Genomic DNA, 25,870 nt, shown 5'->3' on the forward strand with positions numbered 1-25,870 from the left:
TCATACTGCATGAAGACCAGGTTCCAGATTTCGATGTACCGATCGCCGTCTTCTTCGGGAGAACCGGGTGGACCACCCCATACCTTGGGGCCGTGGTCATAGAAGATCTCGGTGCAGGGACCGCAGGGACCGGTATCCCCCATCTGCCAGAAGTTGTCGGAACCGCCACCGGGCTTGTCGCCGATACGGGTGATGCGATTGAGCGGGATACCGATTTCCCGGGTCCAGATGTCGTAGGCCTCATCATCGGTTTGATAGACCGTAACCCACAGACGCTCGACCGGCATCTTCAAGACGACGGTGAGGTATTCCCAGGCGAAGTGAATGGCATCGCGCTTGAAGTAGTCGCCGAAGCTGAAATTGCCCAGCATCTCGAAGAAGGTGTGGTGGCGTGCGGTATAGCCGACGTTTTCCAGATCGTTGTGCTTGCCGCCGGCACGCACGCAGCGTTGGGAAGTGGTGGCTCGCCCATAGGGGCGGCCCTCGCGTCCCAGGAACACGTCCTTGAACTGCACCATCCCCGCATTGGTGAACAGCAGGGTGGGATCATTACCGGGCACCAGCGGGCTCGATGAGACGATTTCATGTCCCTTAGAGCGGAAGTACTCGAGGAAACTGCTTCGTATGTCGGCGCTTTTCATGTCTTGTCTTCGTCGGTCATGACACGGCGTATGATGTCCGTGGGGAATCCTCGATATTGCAAAAACCGCATCTGTTTGCTGCGCTCCCGGTAATCCCCGGGGAACGTCCGGCCAAAGCGGCGCAGACGGACGTCTCGGGCCAGGGCTTCCCAGTCGGTTTCCGCCGCCTCGAGGGCGGCCTGCACCTGCGGCTCGGAGACACCCCGTTGCCGCAGGTCTGCACAGATACGCATTGGACCGTGCCCCTGCCCGATGCGGTGTCTTACAAAACTCTCGGCGAAGCGCTCGTCACTGAGCAGACCCCGGGATACCAGGCCATCCAGGGCATCGTCGATGACGGATCGCTCCAGCCCGCGCCCGGTCAACTTGGAGAACAGCTCCTGTCGTGAGTGCTCCCGACGGGCCAGCAGACGGACGGCAGTATCGTTCGCCTCTTCAGCTTCAGTCTTCTGCCGGGACTTCGACGTCACTCTCTACCGCCCCACGCTTGGGCAGATACTTTTCCCGGATCTGGCCCTCGATATCGGCGGCAATCTCCGGGCGTTCCTTGAGGAAGTTGCGGGCATTGTCCTTGCCCTGACCAATTCGCTCACCCTTGTAACTGTACCAAGCACCCGCCTTGTCCACGATGCCGTCCTTGACCCCCATGTCGATCACCTCGCCCAGGCGGGAGATGCCTTCGCCGTAGAGGATCTCGAAATTGGCTTCCCTGAAAGGAGGGGCCATCTTATTCTTGACCACCTTGACCCGGGTTTCGTTGCCGATCACCTCGTCGCCCTTCTTGATGGCGCCGGTGCGACGGATATCCAGCCGTACGGAAGAATAGAACTTGAGGGCATTGCCGCCGGTGGTGGTTTCCGGGTTACCGAACATGACACCGATCTTCATGCGGATCTGGTTGATGAAGATCACCAGGGTGTTGGATCGCTTGATGTTGGCAGTGAGCTTGCGCAGCGCCTGGGACATGAGTCTGGCCTGCAGACCCACATGGGTATCGCCCATCTCGCCCTCGATCTCGGCCTTGGGCGTCAGAGCGGCCACGGAGTCCACCACCACCACGTCCACGGCGCCGGAGCGCACCAGCATGTCGGCGATCTCCAGGGCCTGCTCACCGGTATCCGGCTGGGATACCAGCAGGTTGTCCACATCCACGCCCAGCTTTCCGGCATAGGTGGGATCCAGCGCGTGCTCGGCGTCCACAAAGGCGGCGGTGCCGCCCTGCTTCTGGCATTCAGCGATCACCTGCAGCGTCAGGGTCGTCTTCCCCGAGGATTCCGGGCCGAATATCTCCACCACCCGCCCCCTGGGCAAGCCGCCGATACCCAGCGCAATATCCAGCGCCAGGGACCCGGTGGATACCACCGCCACATCACGCACGGCGGTGGAATCCCCCATACGCATCACGGCGCCCTTGCCGAACTGACGCTCGATCTGACCCAATGCCGCGGATAGTGCCTTCTTGCGATTTTCGTCCACTTCAAAACCTCTCTCGGTCATCCTTGAATCCGCACACGAAGACTCCGCCCCGCGGTAAACGGAGGATTATCCCATACATGGTCGCTTTCTTGCCAATTCCAATCAAGCTCGACCCAGGCGAAAACATCCAAGTCAAAAACAATGGCTCGCTCCCTCCAGGGCCTTTACCACAGCCTGACGGCGAATCGCCTCGCGATCACCCGCCAAGAGATAGTGCCCGGCCTGGACATCCCGCCCCGGACGCGCCCAGGCACACCAGACGGTCCCCACCGGTTTGTCGGACGTACCGCCACCGGGACCGGCAATACCACTGACGGCGATGGCCAGTTGGGCATCACTGTGGATCAATGCACCGACGGCCATGGCCGTCACCGTCTGCTCACTGACCGCGCCAAACGCCTCAATCAGTGCAGGATCCACCCCCAGCTGCCGGATCTTGGCGGCATTACTGTAGGTGACGAAGCCCCGGTCGAACCAGGCCGAGGACCCGGGCAGATCCGTGATGACCTTGGCGATCCAGCCACCGGTACAGGATTCGGCCAGCACCAGCCGCTCACCACGAGCGTACATCCGGTCTCCCAGTGACCGGGCACTCTGCGCAAGCTGGTCATCGGAGGGTGCCGGCATCACAGCATGCGCAGGATCTTGGTGGCCACCAAGTACCCCTGATTTTCCCGGTCCACCCGATTGACCTCCACTTCGGCACGAAACGGCAGCACCGCCGACTGGCCGGCAGGATCGATGGCCACCTCCAGCAAAGCACCCTCGGGCAGGGAACTCTCCATGTAAAAAGACAAGCCGGTGGCACTCAGGTCCCGGCCCAGCCCCTGATGCGCCCTGCCCGTGGTCTGCTCGGTCACCTTCATGGGATGGTTCAGCTGAAGACGCTGAAAATCTCTCTTTTCGTCAAAATCCAGGCTCATGTACTTCCCCCCACTGGGTCGGTCATCAGGTCAAGACATCCGTCATGCTCGGATATGACCTTTTCAGCCGTATTCGTCAACCCCCTATTCAAATCAGGGATGGCCGAGTTAGCGTAGTGCGAAGAGCAGGCCGGCCCATGAAACACGGTCAGGCCATGGCCGAGCGACCTGCAGGAGAAAGCTGATGACATCCGTACCGGACAGGCAGGCGAAGATTACCGAATTGCGCCACGCAATTCGTGCCGACTACACAGCCACCGCGGACACCACCGGCCTGAATACACCCGGTAGGGCCGTCCTCACGGCGATCGGCAACGTACCCCGTGACCGGTTTGTCCCGCCATCCGAAACCAGCCGGGCCTGGGAGAATGCCGCCCTGCCCATCGGCCATGGGCAGACCATCTCCCAGCCCTTCATCGTGGCCCTGATGACGGATCTGCTGGCCCTGCAGCCTGGGGCACGGGTGCTGGAAATAGGCACGGGCTGCGGTTATCAGACAGCCATTCTGGCAGAGCTATCTGATGATGTATACAGTATCGAAGTAATTCCGGAACTGGCAAGAAAGGCCAGGGAGCGGCTGGATGCCCTGGGCTATACCCGGGTTAACACCCGAACCGGCGATGGTTGCGCGGGGTGGCCGGAAGCGGCCCCTTTTGACGGCATCATCGTCACCGCCGGCGCCCCACGAGTACCTGCCCGCCTGGTGGAACAACTGGCCGCGGGAGGTCGGTTGGTGATCCCGGTGAACACCGACCGGGGTGCGCAGACACTGATGGTCGGCGTGAAAAAGGAGAGTGGCAAACTGGAAACGCGGTGGATTCTGGCGGTGCGGTTCGTGCCGCTCGTGGATCCAGACGGGGGAGCGGGTTGACACACCCGCCCCCCTCAAGCTGCATCAGAGAAACTGAGGCAACTGCCTGCGGATGTCCATGGGATCATGGGTGGTGAGGTTCTTGTCGATCTCTCCGGCTACGGACTTCTGGGTGACCGCATCCATGCAGTTTCTCAATGCGCCCAGGAACGCCGGTGCGGCGATGATGTACAGTTTGCTGAACTGCCCCGTGGCCCGGGCATTGTTCAGCCGGTCGCACAGGGTGCGGGCAAAACGCAGCGCCTCGTGCTTTTTCGGCGGCGTCTCCTTGCCCATGGCGTGGCGCCCATCGCCTGCACTGTCGAACGCCCTCCCCATGCGGTCTGACTGTAGGTCCTGCTCATGCAAGCGGGCCTCCGGATGCGTGAGATCTTCCACCTCCACCAGGGGACTGAAGGACTTTTCGGCACTGAACACCCTGGCCCGACTCGCATCCGCGACAATGACCCATGTTGTCATAGACGAACCTCCTATCTGCATTGCAAGGAAATGCCGGAACCCAGTCCGGCGGTGAACGACTCACCTGATCGGTTTAGCCACTTCCGCGACGTTCTGTAAAAACCCCATGTCATTGCACCAGCGAACTCCGCCATCATCAACCTGACCGCAAACCGTCACTCCCGCGAAGGCGGGAGTCCAGGGCTTTCACTCCGCGACTGGATTCCCGCTTGCGCGGGCATGACGTGCTCGGGGCCGGGCATGACGTGTTCAGAGTTTGGTATGCCATGTTCAGAACCGTTGACCTGTGTCACCAACCAAAACCGTCTGTAAAATTCCCTGACGCATTCATTAAGAGCTTAGACGATTTCCGCCCGGGAGGTTCCGATGACCCGGTCATGGTAATCTTCGCCGCTTGTCAAAGGATCCAATAGACGATTGATGACCACCAGCGACCTGTCCTCCCACACCCCGATGATGCAGCAGTACCTCCGAATCAAGGCCGATCATCCGGATATCCTGCTGTTCTACCGCATGGGCGACTTCTACGAGCTGTTCTTTCAGGATGCCACCCGGGCCGCCCGCCTGCTGGACATCACCCTCACCCGCCGCGGCCAGTCCGCCGGGGAGCCCATCCCCATGGCCGGTGTCCCGGTGCATGCGGCGGAGTCCTACCTTGCCCGACTGCTGCGACTGGGCGAGTCGGTGGCCATCTGCGAGCAGGTGGGAGATCCTGCGGCCGCCAAGGGACCGGTGGAGCGCAAGGTGGTGCGAATCGTCACGCCGGGCACCGTCACCGACGAAGCCCTGCTGGAGGAGCGCCGGGAAAATCTGCTGGTCTGCCTCAAGTCCCGGGGTGAACAGACCGGTCTGGCCATCCTGGATCTGGCATCGGGTCGCTTCCAGGTCCAGGAACTCAAGGGAGAGGAGCCCCTGCTGGGGGAACTGGAACGGCTGCAACCCGCCGAGATCCTGATCCCCGAGGACATGCGCCTGACGGGGCCGGAACGCGGCGGCGTCAAGCGCCGTGCCCCCTGGCACTTCGAGACCGAAGCCGCCCGCACCCTGCTCACCCGTCAGTTCGGCACCCGGGACCTGGCCGGGTTCGGCTGCGATCACATGCCCCTGGCCATCGGTGCCGCCGGAGCCCTGCTGCAGTATGCCCAAGAGACCCAGAAGACCGCCCTGCCCCACATCGACGGTCTGAGCGTCCAGCGGCGGGACGACGGCATCATCCTGGACGCGGCCACCCGCCGGAACCTGGAACTGACCACCAACCTATCCGGCGGCCGCGACAATACCCTGGCCCATGTCCTTGACCAGACCGCCACCGCCATGGGCAGTCGCTTGCTGGCCCGCTGGCTGCACCAGCCCCTGCGGGAGCGCCGGATCCTCAAGGGACGCCACGGCGCCATCAGTGCCCTGCTGGATACCCGGGCCTTCGAACAGATCCAGCCCCAGCTACGGGGCATCGGCGATCTGGAGCGCATCCTCACCCGGATCGCGCTGGGGTCCGCCCGCCCTCGGGACCTGACCACCCTGAGGGACTCCCTGGCCGAGCTACCCGACCTGCAGCAGACCCTGCACCCGCTGCGGGCGTTGCGGCTGCGGGAACTGGCCGAGGCCATCGGCGAGCACCCGCAGGTGGTGGATCTGCTGCGCCGGGCGGTGATCGATCAGCCACCGGTTCTCATCCGCGACGGCGGTGTGATCGCCCAAGGTTACGATGCCGAACTGGACGAACTGCGCGCCCTGTCGGAAAACGCCGATCAGTTCCTGCTGGATCTGGAGCGACGGGAACGGGAACGCACCGGCATCCATAACCTCAAGGTGGCCTACAACCGGGTGCATGGCTATTACATCGAGATCAGCCGCGGTCAATCGGATCGCGCCCCGGACGATTACACCCGACGCCAGACCCTCAAGGGGGCGGAGCGCTTCATCACCCCGGAGCTCAAGCGCTTTGAAGACAAGGTCCTCTCCGCCAGGGAGCGCTCCCTGGCGCGGGAAAAGCAACTCTACGAGGCCCTGCTGGCACAACTGCATGCCCCCCTGCCCGGCCTGCGTCGCAGCGCCGAGGCCCTGGCGGAACTGGATGTCCTGGCCAACCTGGCGGAACGGGCAGACAGCCTGGATCTCACCGCGCCGGAGCTGAGCGATCAGCCGGGTGTGCGCATCGAGGACGGGCGCCATCCGGTGGTGGAGCGGGTGCTGGACGAACCCTTCGTTCCCAATGACCTGACCCTGGACCCCAAGCGCCGCATGCTGGTGATCACCGGCCCCAACATGGGGGGCAAGTCCACCTACATGCGCCAGGCGGCCCTGATCGTGCTCATGGCCCACGTGGGCAGCTTCGTGCCGGCGCGGCGGGCCCTGATCGGTCCGGTGGACCGGATCTTCACCCGCATCGGCGCCAGTGACGACCTGGCCTCCGGCCGCTCCACCTTCATGGTGGAGATGACCGAGGCGGCCAACATCCTCAACCATGCCACCGAGCACAGCCTGGTCCTGATGGATGAGATCGGCCGAGGCACCAGCACCTTCGACGGTCTGTCCCTGGCCTTTGCCTGCGCCGAGCACCTGGCCACCCGCAACCGGGCCTTCTGCCTGTTCGCCACCCATTATTTCGAACTGACCGCCCTGCCGGACCAGTACCCCACCATTGCCAACGTCCATATCGACGCGGTGGAGCACGGGGACCGGATCGTGTTCCTGCATGCGGTCAAGGAAGGGCCGGCGAACCAGAGTTACGGGCTGCACGTGGCCGCCCTGGCAGGCGTCCCCAAGGCGGTGATCCGGCGGGCCCGCCAGCGCCTCAATGCCCTGGAGCAACAAAGCCTGACAGGACCGGGACAGGGCCCGCAGATGAGCCTGTTTGCCGCACCGTTGCCCGAGGAAGAGCCAGAGGCACCCAAGGACGGTCCCGACACCACCAGCCACGCCCTGCGCACGGCGGTGGATGAGTTGGATCCGGACGGAATAACGCCCAGAGAGGCCCTGGTGGCCCTGTACCGGCTCAAGGAACTGGCGGCGCTGCTGCGGGAGTAGCGCCGGCAGAAACCCTGTTTTCTACGGCGTTTAGCGGGATTTCAATGCCGATTATGATGTCCTAAGGAAAGCATCGCTGATCCGCCCATAGGGAGACCACCCATGACATTCGTCGTCCTTGAGAACTGCATCCGCTGCAAATACACCGACTGCGTGGAGGTCTGCCCCGTGGACTGTTTCCACGAGGGCCCCAACTTCCTGGTGATTGATCCGGATGAGTGCATCGACTGCTCCCTGTGCGAACCCGAATGTCCGGTACAGGCGATCGTGCCGGAAGACGAGGTCCCCGAAGGCCAGGAGCATTTCATCGAACTCAATGCGGAACTATCCCGGCAATGGCCGGTCATCACCCGGCGCAAGGATCCCCCGCCGGATGCGGCGTCCTGGGATGGACAGCCCGACAAGCTCAAGCACCTGCAGAAGTAGCAGATTACAGGGACACCAACATGACCACCGCATGGGCGGCGATACCCTCTTCCCGGCCGGCAAAGCCCAGTCGCTCGGTGGTTGTCGCCTTCACGTTCACCTGGGTAAGATCGATCTGCAGATCCGCCGCCAGGTTGGCCCGCATCTGTTCCACGTGGGGGGACATCTTGGGGGCCTGGGCAACGAGGGTGGCATCCAGATTGCTCACCTGCCAGCCCAGGGCCTGTACCTTGGCCAGGACCTCCCGCAGCAACGCGCGGCTGTCGGCCCCCTTGTAGGCGGGGTCCGTGTCCGGGAAGTGACGGCCGATGTCTCCCAATGCCGCGGCCCCCAGGATAGCGTCCGAGACGGCATGCATCAGCACGTCCCCATCGGAATGGGCCTTGAAGGCCTTGTGATGGGGCACCTGCACGCCGCCGATGATGAGGTGATCGCCCTCCATGAAGGCATGGACGTCATACCCGTGACCGATACGAAACTTCATTGCCGCTCCTTCTGGTCCGAAGAGAGCCCCCGAGGTGAGACACCCGTGGGCAGGAAAGAAAGTTCAGGGGAAAGATCCCCCCCTCCCACATCCGGCAAGTCATCGCCGGGACAGATAGAACTCCGCCAGGGACAGGTCTTCCGGCTGGGTGATCTTGATGTTGCGGGCGCTACCTTCCACCAGTAGGGGCGCCTGCCCGACATGCTCCATGGCCGAAGCTTCGTCGGTGACCAGGAAACCATCGGCCAGGGCCTGTTCCAGGGCCGATTCCAGGGCCGACAGCCGGAACATCTGCGGTGTGAAGGCCCGCCACATGGCCCCGCGATCCACGGTGGCGACGATGCGCCCATCGGGTCCGGCCCGCTTCTTGGTATCCCGTACCGGTGTGGCCAGGATGCCGCCCACAGAATCGTCATGCAGAGTATCCAGCAAATGATCCAGGTCCGCGTCGCTCAGACAGGGCCGGGCAGCATCATGCACCAGCACCCAGTCCTGTGCATCGGCGTGCGCCTTGAGTGCCGTGAGCCCATTGAGCACGGAATGACAGCGTTCGGCGCCGCCGTCCACCACCCACAGGGGCTTGTTGGCTTCGATACCCAGGTCCCCGAACCAGTCATCATCGGCACTGATCACCAACACCACGCCACTGATGCGCGGGTGCCGGAAAAAGATGTCCAGGGTATGTTCCAGCACCGTGCGCCCGGCCAGGGGCAGGTACTGCTTGGGACGGTCGGCACGCATACGGCTGCCGACACCGGCGGCGGGAATCACCGCCCAGAATCCGGAAGTCTTCGTCATCGTTGTCCGCCAAAGCGGTGGCGATCCACCACCTGGAAAAAGATCTCGTCCTCGGCAATCATCCCCAACTCCCGCCTGGCCCGTTCCTCGATGGCCTCCAGGCCGGTCTTGAGGTCGATCACCTCCGCTTCCAGCGCCTCGTTACGGCCACGCAGTTCCTGGTTCTGCGCCCGCTGGATCTCCAACTCCTGACGCAACTGCCAGACCTCGACCAAGCTGCCTTCGCCGAACCAGAGTTTGTACTGGAGCCCCAGGAACAGTGCCAACAACAGGGTGATGAGCCATTTCATCCGGGGGAGTCCAGCGAGTGGGACCAAGGGAAGTCAGCATGCCCGGACCGGACCCGCCTCTCCCACCCGGAGAAAGACGGGCCAGGCCGGACGCGGCCGATCAGCCCAGGCGCTTGAATGCCGCCTTGCCGGCATAGCGGGCGGAGGACCCCAGTAGCTCTTCGATGCGAATCAGCTGGTTGTACTTGGCCACCCGGTCGGAGCGGGACAGGGAACCGGTCTTGATCTGGCCGGCGCCGGTGGCCACCGACAGATCGGCGATGGTGACATCCTCGGTCTCGCCGGAACGGTGGGAGATCACGGCGGTGTAGCCGGCGTCATGGGCCATGCGGATGGCTTCCAGGGTCTCGGTGAGCGTACCGATCTGGTTGAGTTTGATGAGGATGGAGTTGCCGATCCCCTTGTCGATGCCCTCGCGCAGGATCTCGGTGTTGGTGACGAACAGGTCATCCCCCACCAGCTGTACCTGGTCGCCCAGACGCTCGGTGAGCAGCTTCCAGCCGTCCCAGTCGCCCTCGTCCATACCGTCCTCGATGGTGATGATGGGGTACTGCTTCACCCAGTTCGCCAGGAATTCCACCATGCCGGCGGCATCCAGGCGCTTGCCTTCGGAGGCCAGCACATAGGCACCGTCCTTGTAGAACTCGGAAGCGGCGCAGTCCAGCCCCAGGAAGATCTCCTTGCCCGGAGTGAAGCCGGCCTGATGGATGGCCTCCAGGATGGCCTCGATGGCGGCCTCGTTGGAGGGCAGGTCCGGGGCAAATCCCCCTTCGTCACCCACCGCGGTGGACAGACCGCGGCCATGGAGCACCTTCTTCAGGGCATGGAAGACCTCGGCACCATAGCGAACGGCTTCGGCGACGCTGTCGGCGCCCACCGGCAGGATCATGAATTCCTGCATGTCCACGCTGTTGTCGGCGTGGGCGCCGCCGTTGATGATGTTCATCATCGGCACGGGCAACAGGGTCGCCCCCTCGCCCCCCAGGTGTCGGTACAGGGGCAGGCCGGTATCGCGGGCATTGGCATGGGCCAGGGCCATGGACACCGCCAGCAGAGCATTGGCGCCCAAGCGGCCCTTGTTGGGGGTGCCGTCCAGCTCGATCATGCGCCGGTCGATGGCCTCCTGATCGGAGGCCTTGAGGCCCAGCAGGGCTTCGCGGATCTCGCCGTTCACGTTGGCCACGGCCTTGCGCACGCCCTTGCCCAGGTAGCGCGCGTCACCGTCCCGCAGTTCCAGTGCCTCGCGGGAGCCGGTGGAGGCGCCGGAGGGTACCGCGGCACGTCCCACCGCGCCGGAGCCCAGTTTCACATCGGCTTCGACGGTGGGATTGCCGCGAGAGTCCACCACCTCGCGGGCCAGAATATCGACGATCTCGGTCATGGGTAAGGATCCCCTGTTGCTCAATTCAAGAACTCTTGTTCGATAAAACCCTGGGCCTTGATCACGTCATCAAGGGCCTTGAGGGTGTTCAACAATGCCTCCAGATGGGGCAAGGGCCAAGCATTGGGTCCGTCGGACAGGGCCTGATCCGGGTCCGGGTGGGTTTCCATGAACAGGCCCGCCACCCCGGCGGCCACGGCGGCCCGGGCCAGGACCGGCACGAATTCCCGCTGGCCGCCGGAACTGGTGCCCCGGCCGCCGGGTTGTTGCACGGAATGGGTGGCATCGAAGACCACCGGACACCTGGTTTCCCGCATCACAGCCAGGCTGCGCATGTCGGAAACCAGGGTGTTGTACCCAAAGGACACGCCCCGTTCACAGACCATGATCTGCGTATTACCGGTCTCACGGGCCTTGTCCACCACGTGTTTCATGTCCCAGGGAGCCAGGAACTGGCCCTTCTTGATATTCACCGGCAGGCCCTGGGCGGCCACGTTATGAATGAAATTGGTCTGGCGACAGAGGAAGGCCGGGGTCTGCAGAACGTCCACCACAGCGGCCACCTCGGCCAGCGGGGTGTCCTCATGCACATCCGTGAGCACCGGCACACCGATCTGCCGCTTGACGGCCTCCAGGATCTGCAGCCCCTGCTCCAGGCCCGGGCCGCGAAAGCTCCGGCCGGAAGAACGGTTGGCCTTGTCGAAGGAGGACTTGTAGATGAAGGGGATGCCCAGGCGATCGGTCATCTCCTTGAGGCAGCCCGCCGTATCCAGAGCCAGCTGCTCGCTCTCGATGACGCAGGGACCGGAGATCAGAAATACCGGCTGATCCAGGCCCACCTGGAAGTGGCAAAGTTTCATCGGGATTCTTCACTCAGGTTGAGCATCTCATCATGCTGCAGCCGGGCCGCCTTGACGAAACCGGCAAATAGCGGGTGGCCATCCCGGGGGGTGGAGGTGAATTCCGGGTGGAACTGACAGGCCAGGAACCAGGGATGGTCATGCAGTTCCACCATCTCCACCAGGGCACCATCCATGGACTTGCCGGAGACCACCAGTCCGGCCCCCTGCAGCGTCTCAAGGTACTGATTGTTGAATTCGTAGCGGTGACGATGGCGTTCGCTGACCACCTCGGCGCCATAGACACGCTGGGCCAGGGAGTCCGGGGCCAGGCGGGCCTGCTGGCCGCCCAAGCGCATGGTGCCCCCCAGATCGTCGTCGCCGCTGCGCTGCTCCACACGCCCTTCCCGGTCCTGCCACTCGGTGATCAAGGCGATCACCGGATGGGGGGTCTCGGGACGGAACTCGGTGCTGTGGGCCTGCGCCAGGCCGGCCACGTTACGGGCATATTCGATCACCGCCACCTGCATCCCCAGGCAGATACCCAGGTAGGGCACCTTGTGTTCACGGGCATAACGCACCGCAGCGATCTTGCCCTCCACGCCCCGCTCGCCAAACCCTCCAGGCACCAGGATGGCATCCACCTCCGAGAGGCAGTCGGTCCCTGCCGACTCCAGGCGCTCGGAGTCGATATAACGGATATTCACCTTGGTGGAGGTATGGATCCCGGCATGGGTCAGGGCCTCGTTGAGGGACTTGTAGGACTCGGTGAGTTCCACGTACTTGCCCACCATGCCGATGGTGACCTCGGCCTCGGGAAACTCCATGGCGTTGACCACATGCTTCCAGTCGGACAGATCCGCCGGCGGGGCCTCCACATGCAGCTTGCGCAGGACGATCTCGTCCAGCTTCTGGGAATGCAGCCACAGGGGAATCTTGTAGATGTTATCCACGTCCACCGAGGAGATGACCGCCTTTTCCTCCACATTGGTGAACAGGGCGATCTTGCGCCGCTCGCCTTCCGGCAGCGGATGGGTGGAGCGGCACAACAGGATATGGGGCTGGATGCCGATGGAGCGCAGTTCCTTCACCGAATGCTGGGTCGGCTTGGTCTTGATCTCGCCGGCGGCGGCGATATAGGGCACCAAGGTCAGATGGATGAACAGGACGTTCTCGCTGCCCAACTCCACCCCCATCTGGCGGATGGCTTCCAGAAACGGCAGGGATTCGATGTCGCCCACGGTGCCGCCGATCTCCACCAAGGCGATATCAGCCCCTTCGGCCCCGGCCCGCACCGAGCGCTTGATCTCGTCGGTGATATGGGGGATGACCTGCACGGTACCGCCCAGGTAGTCCCCCCGGCGTTCCTTGCGGATGACGTTCTCGTAGATCTGGCCGGCGGTGAAGTTGTTGCGCCGGGTGGTCTTGAGGCGCACGAAGCGCTCATAGTGGCCCAGATCCAGATCGGTTTCGGCCCCGTCCTCGGTGACGAAGACCTCGCCATGCTGGAACGGGCTCATGGTGCCGGGATCCACATTGATGTAGGGATCCAGCTTGAGCATGGTGACCTTGAGACCACGGGCCTCAAGGATCGTCCCCAGGGAAGCAGCAGCAATGCCTTTACCCAGGGAAGATACCACGCCCCCTGTAATGAACACGTATCGCGTCATGAGATTTTCGTCGGGATTGGAGAATGAGTGCGCCAAAGGCGCCGGACGGGGGAAGAGGATACCAGAGGGGGGTATCCCCCCTCAATCACAGCCATGCTGAGCGTGTGAACGGAGACTCAACGCAGATTGAAGGCCACCGGCAGAACCACTTCCAATCTGTGCTGAGGCAGTTCCGGCGGCATCAGGGGCAAGGGTTGCGCCCGCTGCAGCATGCTGGTCACTTCCCGATCCAGCAGCGTATGCCCGGAGCTGCGTTCAATGCTGTGTGACAGCACTTCACCATTTCGGTTCATCACAAAACGTACATAGACCACCCCCTCCTGGCGACGCAGCTGCGCCTGACGGGGATATTCCTTGTGCCGCTCCAACCAGGCACGCACTACCTGCAGATAATCCTGAGTCGCCGCCGGATCACCACCGGCGGATTGACCCGCCTGCCGACCGGGCTGGTTGGATGCGCTTTCGCGGGCATCCTCCCTCGACTGTCCCTGGGGCTTGGCCACGGGAGCGGTCGTAGTCGTAGCCTCGGCGACCGGCTCCGGCTTGGGCTGGGGCTGGGGCCTGGGCTTTGGTTCGGGCGGCCGGGGCTTGGGCTCAGGCTTGGGTCGTGGCTCCGGTTTTGGATCGGGTTTTGGTTCAGGTTGCGGCCTTGGCTCAGGCTCGGGTTCCGGCACCGACTCGGTGACCGGCTCGGGCTGTCCCGCCGGCTGCCCGGCAGGCCCCAGACCGATCACCACCCCGGCCTCGCCGGGTGCTTGGGCAGCCTCCGCCTTCACGTCGTCACTGCGGGCCAGCCACCAGAACACCGACAGATGCAAGCCCATCGCCAGCATCAGGGCCAGCAACCAACCCATGCTTCTCAAAGGCATCAGCGATCCCCCGCCAGGACCGTCAGCAGACGTACCTCATCCACACCCGCGGCGCGCAGCAGCTCCATCAGGTCCATGAGTTCATCGGTGGAAGCCGCCTGGTCTGCCTTGATACGCACCAGCGGCTCCCCCTTCTTGCCCGGGGACTCGCCTCGTGCCTCCATCCCTGCCTGCAGACGCAGTTTCAGGGTATCGGCATCCAGTTCCTCGTCGTCCAGGGCCAGCCGCCCATCCCGGCCCAGCAACACCAGCCAGCCTTCATCATCGACGCCGGCCTCGTGATGGGAATCAGGAGCTTCCACTTCAAAGACATCCTGGGCGGTCAGTGCACCGGCCACCATAAAGAAGATCAACAGCAGAAAGACGATGTTGATCAGCGGAATCAGATTCTCTTCCGGGGGCTTGCCGGAATACTCGGGTAACTGCATGGGGCCTTACTCCCGTGACAGACGCAGGGACACGGGCTCTGCCTCCCGCACCCGGTCCAGGACATTGACCACGGTCTGCAGGGGAACCTCCCCCGCCGGCTGGACCACCACCATACGCGAAGGCTCCTGCGTCAGGTGCTCACGCAGGACGCTGACCAGGTGTTCCCCCGTCACCGCTTCACCCGCTACCCGCAGTTCGCCGCCCGGAAGGATGCGCACCGCCAGAGGCGGCTGGTCGTCGGTGGCGCTGGACTGTGAGGAAGGGGTACTCAGGGTCACCGCGCTCCAGTCCAGAAAGCTGCTGGCCAGCATGAAAAAGATCAGCAGGATGAACACCACATCGATCAGGGGCGTGAGACTGATGAGTGCCCGTCGGCGCGGTGCCGGTGCCTCAATGTGCATCGCCCGCCGCCCGCTCTTTCCAGACCTTGATGTGGCCCTTCTGGGCCGACGTGATGGGCGTCGGCTCGTGCTGCCGTTCAGCCGCCGGCGGCGGCAGGGTAAAAACCTGGGTGACGGCATCCTGCATGCGATGGCGGAACCGCTCCACCCAGCGCTCGAGGCCGTTGAGCACCGCCACCACCGGGATGGCCACCGCCAACCCCACCGCCGTGGTCAAAAGGGCCACCCAGATACCGCCGGAAAGAATGGCCGGGTCCACCCGGTTGCCGGCCGCCTCCAGTTGCTGGAAGGCGGCGATCATGCCCAGCACCGTACCCAAAAGGCCCAGCAGCGGTGCCAGGGTGCCGATCACCTCCAGCATGCGGAACTGCCCCCGCAACCGCTCCAGCCAGTTCACCGCCACCCGGGTGGCCTCTTCGCGTACCAGCGGCTCGGGGCAGACATTATCGCGCCGCCCCTGGATCGCCACCTCCATCACGCGGGCGGCGGGACTGCGGCTGCGGGAGAGGGTTTCCAGGGCCGGTTCCACTCGACCGTCACGCCAGTGCGCCAGGGCCGTATTCAGACTGCGCTCGTCACCCAGACGCCACCACAGGAACTGGCCGATCTTGACCAGGATGATGGTCAGGGCCACCACGGACATGGCCAGCAGGATAGCCACCACCGGACCACCAAGGTCGATCATTCCCTGCAGGGCGTGAACGATCCCGGCCTCCGCCACATCCGCGACACCGCCCTGTGAGATCATCGTTTCCCCCAGCCCCGTATCTACAAGACCGGAGGATTCCACGGCACCCGGATCCGCCAGACCAGGTGCAGCAATATCGGCTTCAGCAGCGTCCGGTGAATTCATAAAGCAACTCCTTGATGCATGTCAGAACTGCGTTGGTTTCAGCGATCGCTCATGGTAGTGGTATTGCTAATCATTATCAACGCATGATCAAAAAAAACGCCGGAGCACCCGCCCCGGCGTCTGCGTCAGGCCGATAAGCCAAACTCCGGGGCAATCTGGGCCAGCCAGGTCTCAAGACGCTCCTCGGTAAGCTGGCTCTGATTGTCCTGGTCCAGCACCAGCCCGACGAATTTGCCATCCACCACCGCCTGGGAAGACTCGAACTCATAGCCATCGGTCGGCCAGGCACCCACCACGCGGCCACCGCGGCTGGTGACCAGATCATAGAGCTCGATCATGGCATCGACGAATTCATTGGCATAGCCCACCTGGTCCCCCAGCCCGTACAGGGCGACGGTCTTGCCGGTGAAATCCACCTCTTCCAGGTTGGGCAGAAACTCCTCCCAGCTCTCTTCCTCGCAGTCGGCGGACAGACCGGGCAACTGGCCGGAACCCATGGTGGGCGTACCGAAAATCAGATAGTCATAGGCGGCAATCTCATCGGCGCCGACCTTGTTCACATTCTGCGGCTTGGCCATGGTCTCATCGTCATACTTCTTCTTGATCATCTTGGCCACCTTGCGGGTATTGCCGGTAGTGGTGCCGAAAAAGATCCCAATGCGCGCCATGGAAATGCCCTCTTTATTGGAATGGATGAACATGCCGTTCCCGATGCATCCGTCATGGGACGAACACCTCCCTGGGAACAGTCTTGGAAACACTGGCCAAGTCCGCTTCCGTCACTCCCGCAAAGGCGGGAGTCCAGAATTTTCAGCCTTTGACCGGATTCCCGCTCCCGCGGGAATGACTGATTAAAAACCGCCCTTACATCAGTTCAAAGCAAATCCGGTGCCAGTTAGGATGGCTCGCCCAAAAACCGTTTAACCTGCTGTTTACAGGGGTTATCAAGCCATCCCGGATCCATCGCTCATGCCCGCTTTCGTTGTCGACTTTGCGACAAAAAAAGCGCATATACGACAAACTCGAAGCTCAACCTGAACACTCAATCCCCATGGGTACGTATTAAAATGCGGGATAACCCCTTGAAATTCTGATTCAACTTGCTCAAGGTAGAAAGATGCACCGAAACGACGAGTAGTCGCTGCATACGGCCCGCGGAGGGCCGAGCCTGCCTTGTCGTCACTCCCGCGAAGGCGGGAGTCCAGGGGTTTGAGTCTATCGCTGGATTCCCGCTTTCGCGGGAATGACGGAGGAGGCCTACTGCAATAATGCAAAGGCCACGGCAATAAAACGCAAGGACTGCGGGATTAGCTTGTTCAGGGCATTCCAATAAGCGCCCTACCTGCCCACCGGACGCTACCGCGTCCCTTGCATCCCGGGGGCTTCTCCCCAGGACGGCATCAAGGGTCGTTACGACGACCACCTCATGGTCCCGAATCAGCCGACAGGCTTCGCGGACACCACCAGCGGCTCAACACGGGCCGGACAGCGCGCACCCACTTCGGGCATTCGGCCGCGTCTGTCATCCACATCGTGAGGGTGCACAGCGCCCCGCGTTTCAACGTCCATCCAATCAGATGGCGGGAGACCTCGATGTCAATCACCATGACCAAGCAGGATTTCGGAACCAAGCCGGTGGAACGCCGGGAGACGGACAACTACGTCCGTGAATACGTCGAACCCTTCGTGGACAAATGGGACGAACTCATCGACTGGGACAGTCGGGCCGCCAGCGAAGGGGATTTCTTCATCCAGGTACTCAAGGAACGGGGCGCAAAACGGGTCCTGGACGTGGCCACCGGCACCGGTTTTCACTCCATCCTGCTGCGGGAGGCGGGATTTGACGTGGTCAGTGCCGACGGCAGTGCCCAGATGCTGGCCAAGGCCTTCGACAACGGCCGCAAGCGGGGCCACATCCTACGCACCACCCAGGCGGACTGGCGGGAACTGAACCGGGACATCTACGGCCGCTATGACGCCGTGGTCTGTCTGGGTAACTCCTTCACCCACCTGTTCAATGAACACGACCGCCGCAAGGCCCTCGCCGAGTTTTACTCCGCCCTCAACCACGACGGTCTGCTGATCCTGGACCAGCGTAACTACGACGCCATTCTGGATCACGGCTACTCCAGCGCCCACACCTTCTACTACTGCGGCGACAACGTCTCGGTCCACCCCGAGCACGTGGACCCGGGGCTGACCCGTTTTCGCTATGCCTTTCCCGACCAGTCGGTCTACCACCTGAACATGTATCCCCTGCGCAAGGCCTATGTGCGCCGCCTGATGCGGGAGGTGGGCTTCCAGGGCATCGAGACCTACGGCGACTTCAAGGAGACCTACCAGGAGAAGGAGCCGGATTTCTTCATCCACGTCGCCGACAAGCGCTACACAGGGGACAAGGCATGAGCCACTACGAAGGTGCCGTCGCCACCGCCCGCGACTACTACAACAGCGATGACGCCGATACCTTCTACCACCGGGTCTGGGGTGGCGAGGACATTCACATCGGCCTCTACGAAACCGATGACGAACCCATCGGCGACGCCAGCCGCCGCACGGTGGCCCACATGGGCGACATGCTGGGAGATATCACCCCCGAGCACCGGATCCTGGATCTGGGCGCCGGCTACGGCGGTGCTGCCCGCTACCTGGCCGGCAACTTCGGCTGCCATGTCACCGCCCTGAATCTGAGCGAGGTGGAAAACGCCCGCAACCGCCAGACCAACCGGGCCCAGAAGTTGGACGATCGCATCGAGGTGGTGGACGGCAGCTTCGAGGACATCCCCTGCCCTGATGCTCAATTCGACGTAGTCTGGTCCCAGGATGCCATCCTGCACAGCGGCCGTCGGGCTCGGGTGCTGGAGCAGGCCGCCCGGGTCCTCAAGCCCGGCGGGGTCTTCATCTTCACCGACCCCATGGCCACCGACGACTGCCCGGGCGGGGTCCTGCAACCCATCCTGGACCGCATCCATCTGGAGACCCTGGGCTGCCCAGGTTTCTACCGGGAGACCGCCGGGCGGCACGGGCTTAAGGAGATCGGCTTTGAGAATCACAGCCACCAGTTGCCACGCCATTACAGCCGGGTCCTGCGGGAGACCGAGGCCCGGGAAGCGGATCTGGCCGGCAGCATCTCGCCGGACTATCTGGCGCGCATGAAGAAGGGTCTGCAGCACTGGATCGACGGCGGCCACGCCGGGCACCTGTGCTGGGGCATCTTCCGCTTCCGCAAGGCCTGAACCCCTCCACTCAATCCGTTCCAAGGACAATCCACAGACATCCCTATGAACAAAACCTACCTGTTCACCTCTGAATCCGTCTCCGAAGGCCATCCGGACAAACTCTGCGATCAGGTCTCCGACGCCATCCTGGATGCCTACCTGGCCCAGGACCCCAAGGCCCGCGTCGCCGCCGAGACCTTCGCCCAGACCGGCATGGTGCTGGTGGGGGGCGAGGTCAAGTCCACCGCCACCATCGACCTGGAAAAACTGGTACGCCGGGTGGTGCTGGACATCGGCTATGACCACTCCGACAAGGGCTTTGACGGCCACACCTGCGCCGTCCTCAACACCCTCGGCGCCCAGTCCATGGACATCAACCAGGGCGTGGACCGCAGCCGCCCCGAGGACCAGGGGGCCGGTGACCAGGGCCTGATGTTCGGCTACGCCTGCAGCGAGACCGATGTCCTCATGCCCGCCCCTATCCACTTCGCCCACCAGCTGGTCCGCCGCCAGGCCGAAGTGCGCAAGAACGGGACCCTGCCCTGGCTGCGTCCTGATGCCAAGAGCCAGGTCACCTTCCGCTATGAAGGCGGCAAAGCGGTCTCTGCGGAAGCCGTGGTGCTCTCCACCCAGCACGCCCCGGAGATCTCCCAGCAGGACCTGCAGGAAGCGGTGATGGAAGAGATCATCAAGCCGGTGCTGGGGTCCCGGTGGCTGCACAAGGCCACCCGCTTTCACATCAACCCCACCGGCCGCTTCGTCACCGGCGGCCCGCTGGGGGACTGCGGTCTCACCGGCCGCAAGATCATCGTCGACACCTACGGCGGCATGGCCCGCCACGGCGGTGGTGCCTTCTCCGGCAAGGACCCGTCCAAGGTGGACCGCTCCGCTGCCTATGCCTGCCGCTACGTGGCCAAGAACATCGTTGCTGCCGGGCTGGCGGAACGCTGCGAGGTCCAGGTTTCCTATGCCATCGGTGTGGCCGAACCCACCTCCATCGCCGTGGAGACCTTCGGTACCGGCAGGATTGATGAGCAGCGGCTGACGGAACTGGTACGGGAACACTTCGACCTGCGGCCCTACGGCATCCTCACCATGCTGGCGCTGGAACAGCCGGTCTACCGGCCCACCGCAGCCTACGGCCACTTCGGCCGGGAGGACCTGGACGTGACCTGGGAGAGGACCGATCGGGCCGAGGCGCTCCGGGCGGCGGCAGGCTGATGCCGTGTCATCCTGCTCCCCATAAGGGGAGCAGGACCCCGCCACCCTACTTGCGGCCCGCCGCCGCCTTGAGCGCCGCCGCCAGCGCCCCTTCCGGCTGCGGCTCGGTACGGGCCGTCTCCTTGCGCACCGCGCCACCCTTGCGCCCCTGACCACCCCGGGCCTCCCGCGCGGACGGACGGCCGGGCGCCTCCCTTCCCGGCTCATCGTCCAGACGCATGCTCAGGGCAATCCGCTTGCGCTCCAGATCCACCTCCATCACCTTCACCTTCACCACGTCACCGGCCCGCACCACATCCCTGGGATCCTTGATGAAACGGTCCGACAGGACCGAGATGTGCACCAGTCCATCCTGGTGAACCCCCACGTCCACGAAGGCACCGAAGTTGGCCACGTTGGTCACCGTGCCCTCCAGCACCATCCCCGGCTGCAGGTCCTGCAGGCGCTCCACCCCCGCCTTGAAGGCCGCGGTACGAAACTCCGGCCGCGGGTCCCGGCCCGGTTTGGCCAGCTCGGTCAGGATGTCCCGCACCGTGGGTTCGCCGAAGGTCCCGTCCGTGAACCGGGATGGGTCCAGCCGTTTGAGGAAGGCCTCGTCACCGATCAGCTCGCGCACGTCCCGGCCCGTCTCTGCCACGATCCGCCGCACCACCGGATAGGCCTCCGGATGCACCGCCGAGGCATCCAGCGGATCCTTGCCCCGAGGGATGCGCAAAAAGCCTGCCGCCTGCTCGAAGGCCTTGGCCCCCAGACGGGGCACAGCCTTCAGGGCGCTGCGGCTGGCAAAGGGTCCCTGCGCACTGCGAAAGGCCACAATATTCTCCGCCAGCGTGGGCCCCAGGCCCGACACCCGGGCCAGCAGCGGCACCGAAGCGGTATTCACATCCACCCCCACCCCGTTCACGCAGTCCTCCACCACTGCCTCCAGCTTGCGGGCCAGCTGCCCCTGGTTGACGTCATGCTGATACTGGCCCACGCCGATGGCATTAGGTTCGATCTTCACCAGCTCCGCCAAGGGGTCCTGCAGTCGCCGGGCAATGGACACCGCCCCGCGCAGGGACACGTCCAGGTCCGGCAGCTCCGCCGAGGCCAAGGCCGAGGCGGAATACACCGAGGCCCCCGCCTCGGAAATCACCACCTTGGTCAGCCCCAGTTTGGGGTTCAGGCGCATCAGTTCCCCCACCAGGGCATCCGTCTCCCGGGAATAGGTGCCGTTGCCGATGGCCACCAGGTCCACTTGGTGCTTACGGGCCAGGGCGGACAAGGTCTCCAGGGTCTCCTGCACCTGGTTGCGGGGCGGGAAGGGATAGACCGTGGCCGTCTCCACTACCGCACCTTGGCCGTTGATCACTGCCACCTTCACGCCGGTGCGCACCCCCGGGTCCAGACCCATGGTGGTGCGAGAACCGGCCGGGGCGGCCAGCAGTACGTCCTGCAGGTTGGCGCCGAAGACCCGGATGGCCTCCTCGTCCGCCAGATCCCGCAACCGGCGCTTGAGGGCCACATCCAGATGAATGGACAGCTTGGCCCGCCAAGCCAGGCGGGCGTGTCGAGCCAGCCAGGCATCCGCCGGCCGACCCTTGTCGGACAGCCGGAAACGTCGGGCAATGGCCGCCTCGCCGGGCGAGGTGGCGGTCTCCTCCTCACCCCGGGCCTGAGCCTCGGTCCAGGCCACCTCCAGTCGCAGGCACTCCTCCGCCTGCCCCCGGAACATGGCCAGGGCACGATGGGAAGGCGCCTTGCTCAGAGGCTCCACGTGATCGAAATAGTCACGAAAGCGGGCACCCGCCTGCTCCTTGCCCGGCACCACCCGGCTGACCAGAAAGCCCCGTTCCCAGCCGAAATTGCGCAATTCATCGATCAGGTCCGCGTCCTCGGCAATGCGCTCCATGAAGATGTGCCCGGCCCCTTCCAGGGCGGCCTCCACGGTGATGTCCTCGGTGGCGTAACCGGCGGCCACCGCCTCGGGCACCAGGGCAGGATCCGCCAACAGGGCATCCAGCAACGGTTCCAGGCCGTTCTCCCGGGCGATCTGGGCCTTGGTGCGGCGCTTTTTCATGTAGGGGCGGTACAGATCTTCCAGGCGGGTCTTGGTATCCGCCTCGCGGATGGCCGCGCCCAGGGAGTCGGTGAGCTTGCCCTGTTCCTCGATCGCCTTGAGCACCACCTCCCGACGGGCATCCAGCTCCCGTAGATAGCCCAGGCGTTCCTCCAGGCTGCGCAGCTGGGCATCATCCAGACCGCCGGTGGCCTCCTTGCGGTAACGGGCCACGAACGGCACCGTGGCGCCGCTGTCCAGCAGTTCCACGGTAGCCTTGACCTGATCGGGACGGACGCCCAGCTCCTGGGCGATACGATGGGAGATGTCAGTCATGGAATGAATCGGTCCACTCAAAGGGATAAGTATGGGCGAAGGACGTTGCCGCGCGCCTAATGCAGCGTTGGCGGCGTCTCATCGAAGATGGTGGCGATCGCATCCCGATCCAACCGATATTCCCGGTTGGCCAGATCATCCCGGACGATGACGGCACCCTGTTCCCGCAGCACCGCCTCGACTTCCTCGCGCCCCAGGGAACGCAGCATGGCACGCACCTTGTCCCAATCCTCCGGGGTATCGTGAATCACGCTGCGGGCTTCGAACACCCGGACGGTCTCTTCGGGGAAGAGGCGGGAGAGTAGCGCATCCGGGGATAGACTGATGAGTTCGTCATCGGTGACCGTGGTAGCCAGTTGCTCGACACGGTTCCAGCCATCGGGATCACGGGTGTCCGCCGAGGGCAGTTTCTGCAGGAACAGGCCCGCGGCCCCTTCGGGCGTGGCGGTCAGGAACAGTCTTGAGGGCAGCTGTTCGGACAGGCTCAGGTAGTGTTCGAAGATGTCGCCGATACCCTCCCCCTCCAGGGGGACCACGCTCTGCCAGGGCTGGCGCATGCTGGATAGATCCAGGGACAGCACCAGCTGTCCGTCCCCCAACAGTGCCCTGGCCGTACCCTGCTCGATATCCTCCACGGACTGGGCCAGGGCGCGCAGGTTAAGGCGCTCGTCACAGTCCACCACCAGCAACGAAACGGGACCGGTACCCCGCAGCTGGAATGTCACGCGACCGGACTGTTTCAGGGCTTCGGTAATGAAGAGGGAGGTGACGCACATTTCGCCCAGCAGCCGGCTCACCGGCTCCGGATAGTGACGGTCGGCGACGATCTGCCGCCATGCCGGCCCCAGGCGTACGACCGCCCCTCGAATGTCCAGTTCGTCCAGCAGAAAACGCTGTAGTACATCCTCGTTCATGCCAGCACCTCCCGATAACGATCGACATCAAATCCCACCAGAACCCGCTCTCCACACTCCAGTATCGGACGCCTGATCAGGGTGGGATGCTGCATCATCAGCGCACAGGCCCGGGGCTCGTCCAAGGCTTCCCGCGCAGCGGCGTCCAGACGGCGCCAGGTGAGGCCGCGCCGGTTAATCAGGCCCTCCCAACCCGCCTGGCGGCACCAGTGGGGCAGCCTGTCGGCCACGATACCGGCCTGCTTGTAATCGACGAATTCATGGGCAATCCCGGCATTGTCCAGCCAGACCAGGGCCTTCTTCATGGTGTCGCAATGCCTGATGCCGTAGAGGCGACACGGATGCGGTTGCGGTGCATTAAAACCTGACATGTGCCCGAACAAGCTCCTGATGAGTGAAACGAAGGGCCTATTCTAGCGGGACGCAGTCCGTCTGTGGGGCAACATCCACCGTGACCGGCATCTTCGGCCTCAAGTCGAGGGGGGTCCCGAACTCGGTCACATCGCCCCCGGGCTTGCATGACCCGGCACAAACGGTCAAGGTTTGCATTGCACCCCTATCGTGCTCTATCTTTAGAACATTTCCAAAAATATGCACTGCCCCGAGGCAGCCACAAGGAGAACATCGCCATGACGCACCAACTGCCAGAACTGCCCTACGCCAAGGACGCCCTGGAACCCCACGTCTCCGCCGAAACCCTGGAGTTCCACCATGACAAACACCATGCAACCTATGTCACCAATCTGAACAAACTGATCAGCGGCACCGAGTTCGAAAACCTGTCTCTGGAAGAGATCGTCAAACAGGCCCCTGCCGGCGGCATCTTCAATAATGCCGCCCAAGTGTGGAACCACACGTTCTACTTCAACGGCCTGAGCCCTAACGGCGGTGGCGAGCCCACCGGCGCCCTGGCCGAGGCGATCAACGCCGCCTTCGGTTCCTTTGCCGAATTCAAGGAGAAGTTCGCCGCCTCCGGCGCGGGCAACTTCGGTTCCGGCTGGACCTGGCTGGTGAAGAATGCCGACGGCAGCCTGGAGATCGTCAATACCAGCAACGCCGCCACCCCGATCACCGAGACTGACAAGACCCCGCTGCTGACCATGGATGTGTGGGAACATGCCTACTACATCGACTACCGCAATGCCCGGCCCAAGTACATCGAGGGCTTTTTCAATGTGGTGAATTGGGACTTCGTCGCCGACAACTTCGGCTGAATTCCCAGGTAGACCCCATGGGAACGAGTACCGTGGGAGTAGCCCTCGGCCGCGAACGGCAATGCCTGTGAGGCCACCCCATTCGCCGACAGGCCGACTCCCACGGCAGCTTGCCGCCGACTCAAGATCCATTACAGATTGAAGGCCCTTTGCGCCCCGCTGCGGGGCGTCGTATGATGAGTGTTTGTGTCATTTCCTAACCGGCGCCCAGTGCGCCCGTGAACAGCCGGCAGCCATGGGCTGCCTTTTTTCGTTTTTGGAGGGGAGCAAACCGAATGTCAGACGCCCTCATGCAGAACTACAAGCGACAGCCCGTTGCCTTCGTACGGGGAGAGGGTCCTTGGTTGTGGGACGATCAGGGCCGTCGCTATCTGGACGCCCTGTCCGGCATCGCCGTCTGCGGCCTGGGCCATGCCCATCCAGCCGTGGCCAAGGCCCTGTGCGAGCAGGCCGGGCAACTCATCCACACCTCCAATCTCTATGAGATCCCTCTGCAGACCCGGCTCGCCGAGCGCCTGACCGCGCTGGCCGGCATGGATCGCGCCTTCTTCTGCAATTCCGGCGCCGAGGCCAATGAGGCCGCCATCAAGCTGGCCCGCCTGCATGGTCACCACAAGGGCATCTCCCGCCCCACCGTGATCGTCATGGAAGGCAGTTTCCATGGCCGTACCCTGGCGACTCTGACCGCCACCGGCAATGCCCGCATCCAGGCAGGTTTCGCCCCTCTGGTGGAAGGCTTCATCCGCGTGCCCCACGGTGATCCGGCGGCGGTGGAAGCCCTGGCCGATCACCCGGACGTGGTGGCCATTCTGGTGGAACCCATCACCGGGGAGGGGGGTATCCGCATCCCACCCGCCGACTATCTCCAGGGACTGCGGGCGATCTGCGACCGCTCCGGCTGGCTGCTGATGCTGGACGAGATCCAGGCCGGCATCGGCCGTACCGGGACCTGGTTCGCCTTCCAGCACGAAGGCATCACTCCGGATGTGCTAAGCCTGGCCAAGGGCCTGGGCAACGGCGTCCCCATCGGCGCCACCCTGGCGGCGGGCGTGGCCGCCGACCTGTTCACCCCCGGCACCCACGGCACCACCT

At 63.7% G+C, this 25,870-nt stretch carries 28 protein-coding genes; 8 read left to right on the top strand and 20 right to left on the bottom strand.

Annotated elements, in window-relative coordinates; all coding sequences use genetic code 11:
* From LQ952_RS10495 to LQ952_RS10515, 5 genes are all read right to left on the bottom strand, one after another.
* A partial coding sequence (locus LQ952_RS10495) for an alanine--tRNA ligase-related protein (protein WP_238622602.1) occupies positions 1–641 on the bottom strand: 641 nt, incomplete at its 3' end.
* Positions 638–1,111, bottom strand: a complete 474-nt coding sequence (locus tag LQ952_RS10500; protein ID WP_238622603.1) for a regulatory protein RecX — start codon at positions 1,109–1,111, stop codon at positions 638–640. The genes LQ952_RS10495 and LQ952_RS10500, both read right to left, overlap by 4 nt.
* Positions 1,083–2,117, bottom strand: coding sequence for a recombinase RecA (recA, locus tag LQ952_RS10505; protein WP_347402069.1), 1,035 nt, complete (start codon positions 2,115–2,117; stop codon positions 1,083–1,085). Before recA ends, LQ952_RS10500 begins: the two co-directional genes overlap by 29 nt.
* Before the next feature lie 132 nt (positions 2,118–2,249).
* A complete protein-coding gene (locus LQ952_RS10510) occupies positions 2,250–2,687 on the bottom strand; it encodes a CinA family protein (RefSeq protein ID WP_238622605.1) in 438 nt (145 codons plus the stop codon).
* Between the two features lie 56 nt (positions 2,688–2,743).
* Positions 2,744–3,040: a PilZ domain-containing protein gene (locus LQ952_RS10515; RefSeq protein ID WP_238622606.1), complete on the bottom strand. Its 297-nt coding sequence runs from the start codon at positions 3,038–3,040 to the stop codon at positions 2,744–2,746.
* A 184-nt stretch (positions 3,041–3,224) separates the two neighbouring features.
* Between LQ952_RS10515 and LQ952_RS10520 the strand changes: the two genes are divergently transcribed.
* Positions 3,225–3,911: a protein-L-isoaspartate(D-aspartate) O-methyltransferase gene (locus tag LQ952_RS10520; RefSeq protein WP_238622607.1), complete on the top strand. Its 687-nt coding sequence runs from the start codon at positions 3,225–3,227 to the stop codon at positions 3,909–3,911.
* Positions 3,912–3,935: 24 nt separating this feature from the next.
* On the opposite strand, the gene LQ952_RS10525 is transcribed toward LQ952_RS10520, so the two are convergent.
* Entirely contained in the window at positions 3,936–4,370 is a 435-nt protein-coding gene (locus LQ952_RS10525) for a host attachment protein (RefSeq protein WP_008933036.1), read from the bottom strand.
* Between the two features lie 420 nt (positions 4,371–4,790).
* On the opposite strand from LQ952_RS10525, the gene mutS reads away from it, so the two are divergent.
* The gene (mutS, locus tag LQ952_RS10530) at positions 4,791–7,397 is read left to right on the top strand and encodes a DNA mismatch repair protein MutS (RefSeq protein ID WP_238622608.1); all 2,607 of its coding nucleotides are present in this window, start codon (positions 4,791–4,793) and stop codon (positions 7,395–7,397) included.
* Positions 7,398–7,499: 102 nt separating this feature from the next.
* Positions 7,500–7,823 (top strand): ferredoxin FdxA, encoded by a 324-nt coding sequence (gene fdxA / locus LQ952_RS10535; RefSeq protein ID WP_238622609.1) that lies wholly within the window; start codon positions 7,500–7,502, stop codon positions 7,821–7,823.
* A gap of 4 nt (positions 7,824–7,827) precedes the next feature.
* On the opposite strand, the gene ispF is transcribed toward fdxA, so the two are convergent.
* The 11 genes from ispF to LQ952_RS10590 all read right to left on the bottom strand — a co-directional run bounded on the left by ispF (position 7,828) and on the right by LQ952_RS10590 (position 16,505).
* Positions 7,828–8,307: a 2-C-methyl-D-erythritol 2,4-cyclodiphosphate synthase gene (ispF, locus tag LQ952_RS10540; RefSeq protein WP_238622610.1), complete on the bottom strand. Its 480-nt coding sequence runs from the start codon at positions 8,305–8,307 to the stop codon at positions 7,828–7,830.
* Between the two features lie 99 nt (positions 8,308–8,406).
* Positions 8,407–9,105 (bottom strand): 2-C-methyl-D-erythritol 4-phosphate cytidylyltransferase, encoded by a 699-nt coding sequence (gene ispD, locus LQ952_RS10545; RefSeq protein WP_238622611.1) that lies wholly within the window; start codon positions 9,103–9,105, stop codon positions 8,407–8,409.
* Positions 9,102–9,395: a cell division protein FtsB gene (gene ftsB / locus LQ952_RS10550; protein ID WP_008933031.1), complete on the bottom strand. Its 294-nt coding sequence runs from the start codon at positions 9,393–9,395 to the stop codon at positions 9,102–9,104. The genes ispD and ftsB overlap by 4 nt, the downstream gene beginning before the upstream one ends.
* Before the next feature lie 100 nt (positions 9,396–9,495).
* Entirely contained in the window at positions 9,496–10,776 is a 1,281-nt protein-coding gene (eno, locus tag LQ952_RS10555; RefSeq protein WP_238622612.1) for a phosphopyruvate hydratase, read from the bottom strand.
* 20 nt (positions 10,777–10,796) lie between these two features.
* On the bottom strand, positions 10,797–11,636 hold the full coding sequence (kdsA, locus tag LQ952_RS10560; protein WP_238622613.1) for a 3-deoxy-8-phosphooctulonate synthase: 840 nt from the start codon (positions 11,634–11,636) through the stop codon (positions 10,797–10,799).
* The gene (gene pyrG, locus LQ952_RS10565) at positions 11,633–13,285 is read right to left on the bottom strand and encodes a CTP synthase (RefSeq protein WP_238622614.1); all 1,653 of its coding nucleotides are present in this window, start codon (positions 13,283–13,285) and stop codon (positions 11,633–11,635) included. Before pyrG ends, kdsA begins: the two co-directional genes overlap by 4 nt.
* Positions 13,286–13,401: 116 nt before the next feature.
* Positions 13,402–14,154 (bottom strand): energy transducer TonB, encoded by a 753-nt coding sequence (locus LQ952_RS10570; RefSeq protein ID WP_238622615.1) that lies wholly within the window; start codon positions 14,152–14,154, stop codon positions 13,402–13,404.
* Positions 14,154–14,582 carry an ExbD/TolR family protein gene (locus tag LQ952_RS10575; protein ID WP_238622616.1) on the bottom strand — a complete coding sequence of 143 codons (429 nt, stop codon included), beginning with the start codon at positions 14,580–14,582 and terminating at the stop codon, positions 14,154–14,156. The genes LQ952_RS10570 and LQ952_RS10575 overlap by 1 nt, the downstream gene beginning before the upstream one ends.
* Before the next feature lie 6 nt (positions 14,583–14,588).
* Positions 14,589–14,984 carry an ExbD/TolR family protein gene (locus LQ952_RS10580; RefSeq protein WP_238622617.1) on the bottom strand — a complete coding sequence of 132 codons (396 nt, stop codon included), beginning with the start codon at positions 14,982–14,984 and terminating at the stop codon, positions 14,589–14,591.
* Positions 14,974–15,837: a MotA/TolQ/ExbB proton channel family protein gene (locus LQ952_RS10585; RefSeq protein ID WP_238622618.1), complete on the bottom strand. Its 864-nt coding sequence runs from the start codon at positions 15,835–15,837 to the stop codon at positions 14,974–14,976. The genes LQ952_RS10580 and LQ952_RS10585 overlap by 11 nt, the downstream gene beginning before the upstream one ends.
* Positions 15,838–15,962: 125 nt before the next feature.
* On the bottom strand, positions 15,963–16,505 hold the full coding sequence (locus tag LQ952_RS10590; protein WP_238622619.1) for a flavodoxin: 543 nt from the start codon (positions 16,503–16,505) through the stop codon (positions 15,963–15,965).
* Positions 16,506–17,430: 925 nt separating this feature from the next.
* Between LQ952_RS10590 and LQ952_RS10595 the strand changes: the two genes are divergently transcribed.
* From LQ952_RS10595 to metK, 3 genes are read left to right on the top strand one after another with little or no spacing between them, the layout of a single operon-like run.
* The gene (locus LQ952_RS10595; protein ID WP_238622620.1) at positions 17,431–18,243 is read left to right on the top strand and encodes a glycine/sarcosine N-methyltransferase; all 813 of its coding nucleotides are present in this window, start codon (positions 17,431–17,433) and stop codon (positions 18,241–18,243) included.
* Positions 18,240–19,073 (top strand): SAM-dependent methyltransferase, encoded by an 834-nt coding sequence (locus LQ952_RS10600; RefSeq protein WP_238622621.1) that lies wholly within the window; start codon positions 18,240–18,242, stop codon positions 19,071–19,073. Before LQ952_RS10595 ends, LQ952_RS10600 begins: the two co-directional genes overlap by 4 nt.
* A gap of 45 nt (positions 19,074–19,118) precedes the next feature.
* Complete coding sequence (gene metK / locus LQ952_RS10605; protein ID WP_238622622.1) at positions 19,119–20,276, top strand: methionine adenosyltransferase; 1,158 nt, start codon at positions 19,119–19,121, stop codon at positions 20,274–20,276.
* Between the two features lie 46 nt (positions 20,277–20,322).
* On the opposite strand, the gene LQ952_RS10610 is transcribed toward metK, so the two are convergent.
* Genes LQ952_RS10610 through LQ952_RS10620 form a run of 3 tightly spaced genes read right to left on the bottom strand, consistent with a single transcriptional unit; the run spans position 20,323 to position 23,935 of the window.
* Positions 20,323–22,650 (bottom strand): Tex family protein, encoded by a 2,328-nt coding sequence (locus tag LQ952_RS10610; RefSeq protein WP_238622623.1) that lies wholly within the window; start codon positions 22,648–22,650, stop codon positions 20,323–20,325.
* Positions 22,651–22,706: 56 nt separating this feature from the next.
* Positions 22,707–23,564, bottom strand: coding sequence for an Hsp33 family molecular chaperone HslO (gene hslO / locus LQ952_RS10615; RefSeq protein ID WP_238622624.1), 858 nt, complete (start codon positions 23,562–23,564; stop codon positions 22,707–22,709).
* Entirely contained in the window at positions 23,561–23,935 is a 375-nt protein-coding gene (locus tag LQ952_RS10620; RefSeq protein ID WP_238622625.1) for an arsenate reductase, read from the bottom strand. Before LQ952_RS10620 ends, hslO begins: the two co-directional genes overlap by 4 nt.
* A 258-nt stretch (positions 23,936–24,193) precedes the next feature.
* Between LQ952_RS10620 and LQ952_RS10625 the strand changes: the two genes are divergently transcribed.
* Together LQ952_RS10625 and LQ952_RS10630 are read left to right on the top strand one after the other, a co-directional pair.
* Entirely contained in the window at positions 24,194–24,778 is a 585-nt protein-coding gene (locus LQ952_RS10625; RefSeq protein WP_238622626.1) for a superoxide dismutase, read from the top strand.
* Between the two features lie 275 nt (positions 24,779–25,053).
* A partial coding sequence (locus LQ952_RS10630) for an aminotransferase class III-fold pyridoxal phosphate-dependent enzyme (RefSeq protein ID WP_238622627.1) occupies positions 25,054–25,870 on the top strand: 817 nt, incomplete at its 3' end.

This window comes from Ectothiorhodospira lacustris (assembly GCF_022227785.1).
Lineage (GTDB): Bacteria > Pseudomonadota > Gammaproteobacteria > Ectothiorhodospirales > Ectothiorhodospiraceae > Ectothiorhodospira > Ectothiorhodospira lacustris.

Bases quoted from the DNA above. Each gene is read 5' to 3' on its own strand.
- LQ952_RS10510 (WP_238622605.1), bottom strand. From the start codon at position 2,687: ATGTACGCTCGTGGTGAGCGGCTGGTGCTGGCCGAATCCTGTACCGGT.
- LQ952_RS10515 (WP_238622606.1), bottom strand. From the start codon at position 3,040: ATGAGCCTGGATTTTGACGAAAAGAGAGATTTTCAGCGTCTTCAGCTG.
- LQ952_RS10520 (WP_238622607.1), top strand. From the start codon at position 3,225: ATGACATCCGTACCGGACAGGCAGGCGAAGATTACCGAATTGCGCCAC.
- LQ952_RS10525 (WP_008933036.1), bottom strand. From the start codon at position 4,370: ATGACAACATGGGTCATTGTCGCGGATGCGAGTCGGGCCAGGGTGTTC.
- mutS (WP_238622608.1), top strand. From the start codon at position 4,791: ATGACCACCAGCGACCTGTCCTCCCACACCCCGATGATGCAGCAGTAC.
- fdxA (WP_238622609.1), top strand. From the start codon at position 7,500: ATGACATTCGTCGTCCTTGAGAACTGCATCCGCTGCAAATACACCGAC.
- ispF (WP_238622610.1), bottom strand. From the start codon at position 8,307: ATGAAGTTTCGTATCGGTCACGGGTATGACGTCCATGCCTTCATGGAG.
- ispD (WP_238622611.1), bottom strand. From the start codon at position 9,105: ATGACGAAGACTTCCGGATTCTGGGCGGTGATTCCCGCCGCCGGTGTC.
- ftsB (WP_008933031.1), bottom strand. From the start codon at position 9,395: ATGAAATGGCTCATCACCCTGTTGTTGGCACTGTTCCTGGGGCTCCAG.
- eno (WP_238622612.1), bottom strand. From the start codon at position 10,776: ATGACCGAGATCGTCGATATTCTGGCCCGCGAGGTGGTGGACTCTCGC.
- kdsA (WP_238622613.1), bottom strand. From the start codon at position 11,636: ATGAAACTTTGCCACTTCCAGGTGGGCCTGGATCAGCCGGTATTTCTG.
- pyrG (WP_238622614.1), bottom strand. From the start codon at position 13,285: ATGACGCGATACGTGTTCATTACAGGGGGCGTGGTATCTTCCCTGGGT.
- LQ952_RS10570 (WP_238622615.1), bottom strand. From the start codon at position 14,154: ATGCCTTTGAGAAGCATGGGTTGGTTGCTGGCCCTGATGCTGGCGATG.
- LQ952_RS10575 (WP_238622616.1), bottom strand. From the start codon at position 14,582: ATGCAGTTACCCGAGTATTCCGGCAAGCCCCCGGAAGAGAATCTGATT.
- LQ952_RS10580 (WP_238622617.1), bottom strand. From the start codon at position 14,984: ATGCACATTGAGGCACCGGCACCGCGCCGACGGGCACTCATCAGTCTC.
- LQ952_RS10585 (WP_238622618.1), bottom strand. From the start codon at position 15,837: ATGAATTCACCGGACGCTGCTGAAGCCGATATTGCTGCACCTGGTCTG.
- LQ952_RS10590 (WP_238622619.1), bottom strand. From the start codon at position 16,505: ATGGCGCGCATTGGGATCTTTTTCGGCACCACTACCGGCAATACCCGC.
- LQ952_RS10595 (WP_238622620.1), top strand. From the start codon at position 17,431: ATGTCAATCACCATGACCAAGCAGGATTTCGGAACCAAGCCGGTGGAA.
- LQ952_RS10600 (WP_238622621.1), top strand. From the start codon at position 18,240: ATGAGCCACTACGAAGGTGCCGTCGCCACCGCCCGCGACTACTACAAC.
- metK (WP_238622622.1), top strand. From the start codon at position 19,119: ATGAACAAAACCTACCTGTTCACCTCTGAATCCGTCTCCGAAGGCCAT.
- LQ952_RS10610 (WP_238622623.1), bottom strand. From the start codon at position 22,650: ATGACTGACATCTCCCATCGTATCGCCCAGGAGCTGGGCGTCCGTCCC.
- hslO (WP_238622624.1), bottom strand. From the start codon at position 23,564: ATGAACGAGGATGTACTACAGCGTTTTCTGCTGGACGAACTGGACATT.
- LQ952_RS10620 (WP_238622625.1), bottom strand. From the start codon at position 23,935: ATGTCAGGTTTTAATGCACCGCAACCGCATCCGTGTCGCCTCTACGGC.
- LQ952_RS10625 (WP_238622626.1), top strand. From the start codon at position 24,194: ATGACGCACCAACTGCCAGAACTGCCCTACGCCAAGGACGCCCTGGAA.